Below are 13,221 nucleotides of genomic sequence, written 5' to 3' on the forward strand. Positions count from 1 at the left end.
CCTACAGACTCTCCTTACTACTTATCTTTAACCTCACAAATTCAAGAGCTTCTTTAAGTTCAAGTCCATTAATTTGCTCATTTGTTCTAGTCCTAATTGAAATTTTTCCATCTACCACTTCTCTCTCTCCTATAATAAACATATAGGGAACTTTTTTGGACTGATATTGTCTAATCTTTGCATTCATCCTCATATTATAATCATTGTCAAATTTTATCCTAATTCCTTCATTTTGAAACCGAGATAACACTTCTAATGCATATTCTTCTACAATACTATTTACAGGAATAATTACAACTTGAAGAGGAGCTAACCACACGGGAAATGCTCCGCCATAATGTTCTACTAAAATTCCAAAAAATCTCTCAATAGAGCCAAGAAGAGCTCTATGAATCATAAAAGGTTGCTTTTCCTTACCATCCTCTGCTGTATAAGTCATCTTAAATTTTTCAGGAAGATTAAAATCAAACTGCACTGTACTCATCTGCCATTCCCTTCCAAGAGAATCAATTATTTTAAGATCAATTTTAGGACCATAAAAAGCTCCTCCACCCTCATCAACCTCAAAACCAATATTAAAATCAAGCAAAGCTTGCTCTAAAACTGCAACAGACATTTTCCAATCATCATCATTCCCCACAGCTTTTTCAGGTTTTGTTGAAAGGTATGCCTTTAAATTGGTAAAGCCAAATTTATTCCACATATCAAGAGCAAATCGCAAAACTTCTTTAACCTCATACTTCACTTGCTCATAAGTACAGATAATATGTGCATCATCTTGTGTAAAACCTCTAACACGCATAGTACCATGAAGTGCACCTATCTTTTCATAACGATACACAGTACCAAGTTCAGCCCATCTAAATGGCAAATCTCTATAAGAATGCTTACTGCTATTATAAATTGCAATATGAAACGGACAATTCATAGGTTTAACATAATAATCACTCTTATCCATCTCAATTTTTTCAAACATATTTTCTTTATAAAAATCCAAATGTCCAGAAGTTTCCCAAATCCAAGATTTACCAATATGAGGAGTAAAGAGTATATCATAACCATTCTTAAAATGCTCTTCTCTCCAAAAATTTTCTATCAAAGCTCTTATCCTAGCACCATGAGGATGAAAAAATATAAGACCAGGACCTATCTCCTCATGAACAGAAAACAAATCAAGCTCACGACCAAGTTTTCTATGATCTCTATTTTTTATTTCTTCTTGCAATTTAAGATATGCTTGCAAGTCCTTTTCATTATTCCATAAAGTTCCATAAATACGACTTAACATCTTATTCTTCTCATCACCACGCCAATAAGCACCAGCAATACTGATTAATTTAAATGCTTTTGGATCAATTTTATCCATACTATCAACATGAGGACCTTTACAGAGATCTGTAAAATTATGACTCTTATATATTGAAATCTCATTTGTAGCATCAAGATTTTGAATTAAATCCATCTTATAAGGTTCATCTTTAAAGAGCACTAAAGCCTGTTCTTTAGTTATAACTTCTTTTATAAAAGGACTTCCCGTCTTTAAAATTTCTCTCATTTTTTGTTCTATTAATAAGAGATCATCTTCTGAAATGCGCTTTTCAAAATCAAAATCATAATAAAAACCATCTTTAATTGAAGGACCTATAGCAATTTTAGTATTTGGAAATAATTCAAGCACAGCTTCTGCCATAACATGTGCAATCGAATGTCTCTTCTTATAAAGAACACTATCCTTATCTAATTTTTCACCCATGACAACACCTTATAAACTTTAAGATTTGAAGTATAAAAACATTATAATTATAATAAATTAACATTTATACACGCTATAGAGTAAACACTAAATCTTATCAATACAATATACAAAAAAATTTACTAAAAAAACAGATAAAATCACAAGAAAAAATGAAATTTATCAGTCCATAGTAACTATAGATTCAATATTAAAATAAAGAGCCATTGCCAAAAAAAAAGTAATAGTAGATGAACCGCCATAAGATAAGAAAGGTAAAGGTATACCCGTAATTGGCAATAAACCTAAAGACATACCAATATTAAAAGAAGTATGAAAAAACAAAAGACCCAATACACCAGCAAGAAGTAAAGACATATATCTGTCTTTACTTTTATCCATTATGATTAAAATTCTAAAAAAAATAAAGAAAAATAATGTTAAAACAATACTTACTCCTAAAAAACCAAATTCTTCAGCAAGAATTGAAAAAATAAAATCCGTACTCTGAGAGGGAACATAATTTGCATGAGTATAAGGACCCTTTAAAAATCCCTTTCCGAAAACACCTCCAGACCCAATGGCAATCTTGACCTGATTTAAATTCCAACCAGCACCTTTAAGATCAATATTTGGATCTAAGAAAACTAAAAATCTCTTAATTTGATAAGGTTTCATAAATTTTGATAAAAATTTAGAAAAAAAAGCTGCCATTAATAAAATGGAACTTACAAATAATATATAAAAATAAACAAGTCTAATATTTAAATTATATTTTGAAACAAAAAAACCTATAGCAGAGGATAAAAATATTAATGCTAATACTAAAAAAGCTACTTTAAAATAAAAATTATTAGAAAAAATTAAATATAATATATTACCCATATCTGCTTTATATTCATACCACACCGGCAATACTATAAAAAGGAATGATAAAAATCCCGTTAAAGTAAAATATAAAATATAGTGTATATCCACACCAGCAAAAAAAGAAATAAATATAAACATATTCAAATAAACTACAGCCGTACCAAAATCAGGCTGCAAAAATACAAGCAAAATAACGGGCAAAACTATAATAAAAGCAAAAGCAAAAACAAAAAAATTATGATATTCACTTTTACTACTATAAAATTTAGCAAGGGTTAAAATAACAATAATCTTGCCAAACTCTGAGGGTTGTCCACCTAATTTCCAAATTCCAATCCAAGATTTAGCTCCATTAACAGTAACACCAAAAATGGCAGTAAAAATCAAAGAGACAACCAACAAAAAATATAAAGGATAAACCATACCATGTATAATCTTAAGATCATATTTTCCCACCACAAAAACTACAATAAATCCACCAATAACCCATACAATCTGCTTAATATATTCTATTTTCATTAAAGAACCATTAGAAGTATAATCACTAGAATATATAAGCAAAATTCCAATAAAAGATATCATTACTAAACTAAATAATGTCAAACTATCATAACTTTTTCTAAAAACAGCCATATTTTACCTAAGATACCATGGTCTATATTCTCTAAGAATATCCTCATAACTCTGTTTAGCAAAAATCCCTTGAATCATTAAATCTACAGACTTAGCAGGCCACATACCTGCATTACTTCTCCCCTCAACAAAACTAAAGATAATAATTTGTTTATTAGATGGCCCATTATAAGGAGCAAGACCAATAAAAGAATTATTCTCAACTCCAACAACACCCGTCTCACCCGTACCTGTCTTACCTACCACCTCAACAGTTTTTGTTAAAACTGAATTCTTAGCAGTACCATAAGTTACAACATTTCTCATATATTTCTTCAAAAGCCTAAAAGTAGATTTACTAATAATACTTGTTTTTTTAAGAACTTCCGGAACATTTTCAAGAATAACCTCATTAGTATTACCATCTAAAATTTTATTAACAATTCTTGGTTTATAAATAACACCTTCATTTGCAATCATAGCTACCATATTGACAATCTGAATGGGAGTAGCGTTTAAAAAACCTTGCCCTATTGAAAAATTAACAGTATCACCACCTACCCAAGGTTGATTAAAAGTCTTCTCTTTCCATTCCGGACTTGGAAGAAGTCCAGACACTTCATTTGGCAAATCAATTCCTGTTTTTTCACCAAAGCCATATTCTTTTGCATATTTAACTATTCTCTCAACTCCAAGATATTTAAGTCCCATCATATAAAAATAAACATTACACGAATGAGCAACAGCATGTTCTAAATCAACATAACCATGACCAACCCGGTTCCAACAATGAAATACTCTATTACCCACTCTAAAATACCCTGGACAATTAATTTTTTTATCCTTATCAAAAACTTTTTCTTCTAATAAGGCCGTAGTCATCACCAACTTAAAAATAGATGCAGGCGGATAAACTGATTGTATTGCCCTATTTAAAAACGAATAATCTTCTCTGGAATATTTATTATAAACATCATTCATTGAATAGTAAGGATAATTATAAAGAGCACACACACCTCCTGTTGAAGGTTTTAATACCACTAAAGTTCCGTATCTCTTACCTAAAGCGTTCTTAGCAAGCATCTGAATATCTTTATCAATATTTAAAACAAGATTATTACCAGGTGTCATATGCTCAATAATAGAACCACTATCTATTTTTCTCTCTCTAGAATCAACTCTATATTTAATTAAGCCCTCTTTACCTCTAATATAACTATCATAAATTTGTTCAACCCCCAATTTTCCTATTGTAGAATTGTTATCATATCCTTTAACATTATAAAAAGCACGTAATTCTCTCTGATTAATCCTACCAACATATCCAATAGGATGAGAATAAGCATCATCTACCAAATAATTCCTTTTAAACGAATATGTCCACAAGAGAGCAGGATAGTAACTTCTCTTCTCAGCAATCCTAAATAACATTTCTGGCTCAAGTTCAACTATTTCTACATCTTTTAAATACCCTCTAGTAGCCTCAATCTTAGAGAGAATAAGTTCCCTCTCTATACCTAAAATGTTTGAAAGAAAATTTAACATTCCATCTCTATCTTCAATAGACATATTATAATACTGCTCCAAACTAATCTTTAAAACAAAAGCCGTAAGATTGTTTGCAAGAACATTAAAATTTGAATCTAAGATTTCACCTCTTGAAGCACTAACCTTTTCAACCCTAGATAAAAGAAATGTTGCTTCCCTATCATAAAGTAAATGCTTACCAATTTGCATCTTGAATAAAGTTAAAAGGTAAGAAAAAAAAACCAAAGATAAAAGTAACATTCCAAACCTATATCTGCCACTTAAAACAAGATTCATTGCAATTAATATTCCTCCCTAATAGTATGAAGACTTCTTGTGAAATAATTTAAAATTGGATACAAAAAATTTAAGAATACTATATTGATAATAAGATTTATATTAAATATTGAATAATTAAATCCTTTAAGATCAATAAAATCTGAAAAAATCATTGCCACAAACCAAATAACAAATTTTGCAAAAATAAAAAACATTGTTATGCTAAACATACTTTTTGGAACAACCATCTTAATTTTATAGAGAAGATAAAATATCAAAACATAACTAAAGACAAAAAAACCAAGTGGCAAACCATTAAAATATTCCATAATAAAACCATGTAAAATACTTGAAATTAAACCCACATTAAAAACAAAATTTAAAGAATTGAAAATTAAAATAATTAAAAATATATCTATTGAAAAAGAAAAATTAATATCACAATAATACTGAAACACTTGTCCCAAAAGCACACTAATAATATAATAGAATATAAAAGATATCAATTCTGTATCCTCTCATTGCCTTTAATTAAAAAAACATATTCTAATTTATCTAAAACTATTATGGGTTCGATCTTAATACTTAATAGAGAATTATATTCAAGAACGTCAAAATGAGTAACCTTACCTATATAAATGCCACCAGGATAATCACTAAACCCAGCAGTAACAACAGAATCTCCAATCTTTAAAAAATTTTCAGCTAGTTTATTAACATAATTCATCTCAAGAACTTCACCATATCCCTTACCCTCAACAAGACCTATAAATTTACTATTTTGAATCTTAGCAGAAACAAAATTTTCATAACTAGTTAAAGGTAAAATCCTAGCAGTATTTGCATAAACTTTAACAACCTTACCAACAAGACCACTAAATCCATCTTGATAAGCAACCGCTATCATATCTTTTTGAACACCATCATTATAGCCTTTATTAATTGCCATTAAAGACGAAATATTTGCATAATTTAGATAAATTATTTCAGCTGAAATAAAGTCATTAGAATGTGCAGAATAAAATCCAAGTTGTTCTTTAAGTCTAGAATTTTCCTGTCTTAATACCTGAACATTCTGAATCACTATTTCAAGTTGTTGTATTCTCTTCTTATAAGATTCTATTGTCTCACCATAATCTTTATATTCATTTATTGCTTTAAAAATACTAGAGACAAAATTAAAAAATTCATGCATATTCCTCTGAATATATGAATTTATAGTAAAAATAAAAAAACTATCTCTTTTCTCTACCCTAGAACCATTTGTATCATAAAACATAAGAACAGTAGCAAATATTAATACAGGTAATATCTTAATAAAATGCCTGAAATTAAGAAGAAACTTCATATTTACTCATTAATAAAACTATATATGTTTTTACTAATATCTATTCTATTAGCATAATCATAAAATAAACCAGCTCCAACAGCCACAGATAAAAGAGGATTATCTGCAACGTAAACTGGCACTCCTGTTTCCTTTGATAAAAGTCTACTAAGCCCTTTAAGAAGAGCTCCACCTCCTGTCAATATGATTCCACGCTCAACAATATCTGTTGCAAGTTCTGGGGGAGTTGCTCCAAGAGTTCTCTTAACCTCATCAACAACAGTACTAATAGGTTCTTGTAAAGACTCCCTGACTTCCATAGAATCAATAATTTGCTTTCTAGGAAGACCCGTAACAGCATCTGTTCCCTTAATATCTATTGTCTCGATCTTTAAATTATGAGTATCTGGATAAACATTACCTATTTGAATTTTTAATTTCTCAGCCGTTTGTTGTCCAATAATAATATTATGAGCATTCCTCATATATTTAATGATGCTCTCATCAAACTCATCACCACCCGTCCTAATAGCCCTACTTACCACCATACCACCAAGAGAAATAACTGATATCTCAGTGGTTCCTCCTCCAATATCACAAACCATATGACCTGTTGGTTCAAAAATGGGTATATCAGATCCAATAGCAGCCGCAAGAGATTCTTCAATAACCTTAACTTCACGAGCACCAGCATTCATTGCACTCTCTTTTACAGCTCTTCTCTCAACTTCAGTAATACAAGTTGGAACCCCTATTACCATCCTAGGTTTAAAAAATAACTTTTTTCGAGAAAAAATTTGACCTATAAAATATCGAATCATTTTTTCTGTATTTTCAATATCAGCAATAACACCATCACGCAGTGGTCTGACTGCCTTAATATTTTCTGGCGTTTTCCAAAGCATCTTCTTTGCATTGCGACCAACAGCCACCACCCTATTATTCTTATTAAGATCAATAGCAACTACTGAAGGTTCACTCATAACTACACCATAATCCTTAATATAAACCAAAGTATTGCACGTGCCAAGATCAATACCAATATCTATCAAAAAAGATTTAAAAAAACTCAAACCAATCTCCCTCTAAAAATTCTCCAGACTAATTTTAAGCCTTTCCCTTGCTTCTTCTAAATAAGGATCAATGCTTAATGCTTCTCGCCAATATTTTCTAGCCTTAGGATAATCTTTATCTCTTTTTCTATATATGTCTCCTATTTTAACATAAACATTAGGATTTAAACCATTAATTTTCAAGACTTTATCATAGCAATTAAAGGCATCCTCATAAGAATTCTTCTCAAAATAAATATCTCCATACAGCAAATATACCTTTTGCATTAAATTATCATCACGCTTTTCTCCTCTTAATGAATCATGATCTCCTTGTAAAAACTTATTTATATATTCAACACTCTTATCAATATCGCCTGCCTTATAATTAACATATGCCAAACTCCAAAGAATAAGATCAGATTTATTTTCTCTATAAGCCTTTTCAAAAAATTTTAAACTAGAATTATAATTTCTTAAAAGCTGATAAGAATATCCTAAGTACTCAAAAATATCTTCTTTGACACTCATAAAATCAAAACTACTTGAATACAAAGCCTTATTTAAATATTTAACAGAAAGATCACTATAATACTCGCCCTTATGAGAATAAGCTTTTCCTAAAATATAATAAAGAGAACTCATAGGAACATCATCATTAATAGACATTAAAAAACGTAATCTTTCTATTGCATTATCTAAAAATTGATTTTTTAAATAACTATCATTTAACATTAAGGAATGATAAAAATATGAAAATCCAAGAAGTAAATTTAAATTAAAATCGAACTTATTTTCTTTAAGACCATTCTCAGCATAATCTATTATCTCTTTATATTCCTTATTATCCCACAAAACAAGCAAATTAACCTCAGTAGGACCTGCTTTTAAATAAGAGTTAGAAAAAGCTTTAAAATAAGATATAATAAAAAAAATAAAGAATACTAGTGATAAACTTATAATCAAATAAAAAATAGATTTCAAATAATTGATCCCCATAAAGACTCTCTAAAAAAAATTTAAGTTGATATCCATAAGCCGAGTTCTGTATTATGTCATCATCTATCTTACTTTTTCATCACTGAAAAAATCATGCAATCCACCCACAAGCACATCCTCAAGAGCTAAGGAAACTTGTTTATTTGATTTTGCTCCTAATGAGGTTTATCTTGACCTTATTTATCACTAAATAAGCGGTGAGCTCTTACCTCACCTTTTCACCCTTACCCTAAGGCGGTAATTTTCTGCGACACTCTCTTAAGTCTTAAAACTCCTAGGCATTACCTAGCATTACGCTCTTATTGGAGCCCGGACTTTCCTCTCAATGTACTTAAAGTATATTGAGCGATGACTGGATATCAACTTTAAAAACATATATAAAAAAAACACTAGTCTATGAGATCTGCCAAACCACCAGGAACCATTTCCAAACCAACTTCAAACTTATCTTGATAATAAAGTATTCTACTACAATAAGGACAAAACTTAATATCATCTGGTTCACGTCTTACCTTATTTGCAAATTCCACAGGAAGTATCATATGACAACCCTTACAAACATTTTCAATTAAAGGCACAACTCCATTAGATTTATTTCTAATAATTCTTTGAAATTTAAATAAAAAGTCCTCATCCATACGGGAAGAATATTTTTTTTCTTCATTTTTTATAGAATCAAGCCTTTTTACAATTTCTGAAAGCTCATTTTCAAGATCATTACTCTCAGTAGCATAAATATCCTGTTCAATCTCAAGTTTACCCTTAACATCTGCTATTTCCCTGTCTACTTTTGTCTTAAGACCAGTAATGTGTGTCATTTTTTTTCTAATAGAAACCTCATCATCAATAATGGTCTGTAACTCCTTTTCAAGAGCCTCATACTCCCTCTGAGTTTTTATACTATCAATCTTTTCTTCCGCCTTACTCTTTCTTACATTAATATCCTGAATATCCAATTTTAATGACGCATCCTCTTTTTGATATTCTTTAAATCGCAATTGCAATTCGGCAAAAGCCTCAACAAGTCCATCAATTTGTGCCTTTTTAGTTTGCAAATATTTAGGAATATTTCTTTGTCTCTCCTCAAGCTCAAATCTAGCTTTATATATACTTTCAAGATTTTTCAGTATATCAATATTACTTTCCATGAAGCCCTCCTTATTCAATTTAAATCCTCCAAATAATCTTTAAGTCTTTGAGTTTTTTTGGGATTTTTCAGTCTTCTTAAGGCTTTAGATTCAATCTGTCTAATTCTCTCTCTTGTAACATTAAAATGCAATCCAACTTCTTCAAGAGTTAAAGAATATCCATCTTCAAGACCAAACCTCATCTTAACAACTTCCTGCTCTCTTTCTGGCAAAGTCCCAAGAACGGCTCTTATTTGATCTTGCAACACAACAAAAGATGTATGCTTTGCAGGATTTTTGATAGCCTTATCTTCAATAAAATCACTAAGCACAGAATCCTCTTCTTCCCCAATTGGTGTTTCAAGCGAAACTGGTTCTCTTGAAACATTTTTGACAATCTTTACTTTTTTAAGATCCCAACCAAGCCTCATTGATAACTCTTCATCTGTTGGATCTTTACCTAAAACCTGAATTAAATATCTTGTTTCTCTATTAAGTCTATTTATCTGTTCAATCATATGTACAGGCACACGAATGGTACGCGCCTGATCTGATATTGACCTCGTTATTGCCTGACGAATCCACCATGTAGCATAAGTAGAAAACTTAAATCCTCTCTTATATTCAAACTTTTCAACTGCTTTAATAAGGCCAATATTACCCTCTTGCACAAGATCAAAAAAATGCAAACCACGATTGGCATACTTTTTAGCAATACTTACCACAAGCCTTAAGTTAGCTTTAATTAACTGATCCTTTGCATGTTGCATCATTTGTTTACCCTTAAGGATTTCTTCTGACATACTTATTATCTTATCCATTGGATATTCATAATACATCTCAATCCTTTCAAGTTCCTTTTGAGCAAGCTGTGCTTCTGTAATTTGTTCTTTAATCAAATCTTCCCTAATATTTAAGGCTTTTTCTATTCTCTCTCTCCTTTCAGGAATAGCCAAATCTCTTCCAAGAATTCTAAGGTTCCGCACCTTATCTATTTTTAATCTATCTAATATGGATTTTTGCTGTCTCTTTAAATCTTTTATCTTGCTAGCAGAATCAATATAATCATCCGAAAACAAACGCAATTCTTCTTGATATAAAGGAACCGATTTAAGCTGCTCTTTTATTTGCAATCTCTCATTAGTAATACTTTCTTCAAAAATATCCTCACCAAGTTCATATAATTCATGCTTTCTCTCAACATATTTGACCAAACGATCCTGAAATGGCTTTAATAAAGATTTATAAAAGGAAGTAATTCTTTTTTTTTTGTTATAATAATCGAAATTATTATCTTTCTCTCTTTCTCGCTCTTTTTTGAAAAACTCTTCCTTATCCACTCTTGAATAAATAGCATTAACTAAATTATAATAATTTTCTATAACTAATCCTTCATTTTTAAGAATATTTTCAATAATACTCTCGCCAGAATCCATCTGCTTTGCAAGCTCTACTTCTTGATTTCCAGTTAATAAAAATTCCTTTCCTATTTCCTTTAAATAAAGCCTTATTGGATCTTCAGAATTACCATCTTTTAATAAACCACTCTTGATATATCCCGCATTATAATCTTCTTTTTCTAAAGTCTCATCATCAAAATCATCTAATTTATCATCAAGATCATCATCAACCTGAATAGCATCGTCTAGTACCATACATTGACTATCAAGTTTGTTTGCATCATCAAGCTCATCACCCTCAGAAGCATCGGTATCCATTTTTTCATTAATCAAATTTATTCCCTCATGTTCAAGAATTCCATAAACATAATCAATATTATCAGGTTCTAACATATTTCCTGATAAAAAAGTGGATAAATCTTCAAAAGTAATTTCCTTTTTATCTCCCAAATAATTTAATATGGTCTTTACTAATTTTGAATTTTTTCTTTTAAAAGCCTGCAAGTCTTTACTATCTATATTATTCATTCAAATATATCCTCAGATTTGCTCTTTGCATATTTAAAAACATCAATTCTCTTATTTGGGCTTTAGCATCTAGCGAAACATAATTTTTGCTCATTTCCTTAAACGCCAAAATTCGATTTTCTATTTTTCTCTTTTTAATAGCAAATACAATTTGCTTAACCATCTCATCATCCACTTCAAACTCTACTCGTAACATATTTTCAAAAAAAATTTCGCTAACACAATATTTACTTTTTAATAATTCTTTTAAATTAAGCAATGAAAATTTCTCATTGTTTTCAAACAAATCTTCAAAGCATACAAAAATTTTTTTTACATCAACATCATACAAGTCACTATCAATAATATTACGCCTTATTATAGTAAAATAATTAAAGTCTTTCAATAAGGCAACTAATAAATATCTCTCATAGGTATTTACCTCATAAGAATATGCACTCTTTTTATAACTAGAAATCGCATTCTTTTCTCTCATACTATAATAATCTTCCCTTAAAGTTTCCAACTTAACACCCACCCTACTCTCAAGTTTTGACAATAGAAGATCTCTTTGGGTATTAGTACTTGATAGACCTATCAAATTTATAAACAAACTAATCATATTGTTGAAATCTGTTGTCTTACTTAAATCATATTTAGTTGAATATTTTTCCAGAAGATATTCAAAAGCTTCACAACTATTATTAACCATATTATTTAAAGCAATAGTACCTTTATTTTTTAAAACATCCGCAGGATCAGTCCCATACTGCATCTTGATTACACTCACATCAATATTAAAAGGTAAACAGATTTGATATGCCTTAAAGGTAGCCAAAAGTCCAGCAGAATCATCATCAAAACATATTACTATTCTATTTGCATATCTCTTAATTAAAGCAAGATGTTCTCTAGAAAAAGTCGTTCCAAGCGTAGACACAGCTGTCCTTACACCAGCCGTAAAAAATGCAAGAACATCTATATATCCTTCTGTTAAAATGACAGATTTACTTTCCCTAATCATAGAAAGGCCTTCATAAAACCCATAAAGCAACTCTCTTTTTCTAAAAACTTTTGTTTCACTCAAATTAATATATTTAGGTCCCTTATCCTTAGTTAAACTTCTACCTCCAAATCCCACCACATTTCCTTTAAAATCTCTTATTGGAAAAATCAATCTCCCAGCTAAAATCGAAAATTTCTGTTTCCTGTTTGAAAATAGACCACTCTTGCTTAAAATATCATCAGAATATCCTTTTGATATCAAAAAATCATAAAAACCTAACTTTCCTGTAACATCACACGGCAAATAACCAACATTAAACAAATCAATAATATTTCTAGATATCCCTCTCTCTTGCAAAATATAATTCAAAATTTTTTGATTATTATTTAAAAAAAACACAAAAACTTTAATTAACTTAGCATTCAAACCATATATTTCTGAAATTATTTCTCTGTCATGGGTTTTGCTTTTAGTTTCCATATCTTCTTTGAAATTCTCACATTTAATCCCTATTCTAGCGCATAAATACTTAACAGCATCATTATAATTAAGCTTTTCAATATCCATTAAAAATTTAATAACATCTCCACCTTTTTTACAGCCAAAACAGTAAAAAATTCCCTGAGAAGGAGTTATAGTAAAAGAAGGTGTCCTCTCAGCATGAAAAGGACAAAGACCTTTATAAAAAGCTCCCGCTTTAACCAAGTTAATATGTTCGCCAACTAAAGCAACAATATCTATTCTTTGTTTAACTAAACCTATGATTCTAGCATATTCCATATC

The 13,221-nt window shown here is 29.9% G+C and carries 10 protein-coding genes and 1 other RNA gene; all 11 read right to left on the reverse strand.

Annotated features, from left to right (window positions below):
• Position 1 precedes the first annotated feature (1 nt).
• The 11 genes from thrS to dnaG all read right to left on the reverse strand — a co-directional run bounded on the left by thrS (position 2) and on the right by dnaG (position 13,218).
• A complete protein-coding gene (gene thrS / locus U881_RS0104015; protein ID WP_024653331.1) occupies positions 2-1,753 on the reverse strand; it encodes a threonine--tRNA ligase in 1,752 nt (583 codons plus the stop codon).
• A 162-nt stretch (positions 1,754-1,915) separates the two neighbouring features.
• Positions 1,916-3,235 (reverse strand): rod shape-determining protein RodA, encoded by a 1,320-nt coding sequence (gene rodA, locus U881_RS0104020; protein ID WP_024653332.1) that lies wholly within the window; start codon positions 3,233-3,235, stop codon positions 1,916-1,918.
• Between the two features lie 3 nt (positions 3,236-3,238).
• Positions 3,239-5,038, reverse strand: coding sequence for a penicillin-binding protein 2 (gene mrdA / locus U881_RS0104025; protein ID WP_024653333.1), 1,800 nt, complete (start codon positions 5,036-5,038; stop codon positions 3,239-3,241).
• 5 nt (positions 5,039-5,043) lie between these two features.
• Complete coding sequence (locus U881_RS0104030; protein WP_024653334.1) at positions 5,044-5,526, reverse strand: hypothetical protein; 483 nt, start codon at positions 5,524-5,526, stop codon at positions 5,044-5,046.
• Positions 5,523-6,368, reverse strand: coding sequence for a rod shape-determining protein MreC (gene mreC, locus U881_RS0104035; protein WP_024653335.1), 846 nt, complete (start codon positions 6,366-6,368; stop codon positions 5,523-5,525). The genes U881_RS0104030 and mreC overlap by 4 nt, the downstream gene beginning before the upstream one ends.
• A gap of 2 nt (positions 6,369-6,370) precedes the next feature.
• A complete protein-coding gene (locus tag U881_RS0104040) occupies positions 6,371-7,420 on the reverse strand; it encodes a rod shape-determining protein (RefSeq protein WP_024653336.1) in 1,050 nt (349 codons plus the stop codon).
• Between the two features lie 12 nt (positions 7,421-7,432).
• Positions 7,433-8,398 (reverse strand): tetratricopeptide repeat protein, encoded by a 966-nt coding sequence (locus U881_RS0104045; RefSeq protein ID WP_024653337.1) that lies wholly within the window; start codon positions 8,396-8,398, stop codon positions 7,433-7,435.
• A 20-nt stretch (positions 8,399-8,418) separates the two neighbouring features.
• An RNA gene (gene rnpB / locus U881_RS11545) (RNase P RNA component class A) lies at positions 8,419-8,762 on the reverse strand.
• 25 nt (positions 8,763-8,787) lie between these two features.
• Positions 8,788-9,546 (reverse strand): zinc ribbon domain-containing protein, encoded by a 759-nt coding sequence (locus tag U881_RS0104050; protein ID WP_024653338.1) that lies wholly within the window; start codon positions 9,544-9,546, stop codon positions 8,788-8,790.
• 14 nt (positions 9,547-9,560) lie between these two features.
• Positions 9,561-11,453, reverse strand: coding sequence for an RNA polymerase sigma factor RpoD (gene rpoD / locus U881_RS0104055; protein ID WP_024653339.1), 1,893 nt, complete (start codon positions 11,451-11,453; stop codon positions 9,561-9,563).
• Positions 11,446-13,218: a DNA primase gene (dnaG, locus tag U881_RS0104060; RefSeq protein WP_024653340.1), complete on the reverse strand. Its 1,773-nt coding sequence runs from the start codon at positions 13,216-13,218 to the stop codon at positions 11,446-11,448. Before dnaG ends, rpoD begins: the two co-directional genes overlap by 8 nt.
• Positions 13,219-13,221 lie beyond the last annotated feature (3 nt).

Origin of the sequence: Borrelia persica No12 (genome assembly GCF_000500045.1) — a bacterium.
Taxonomy (GTDB): Bacteria; Spirochaetota; Spirochaetia; order Borreliales; family Borreliaceae; genus Borrelia; species Borrelia persica.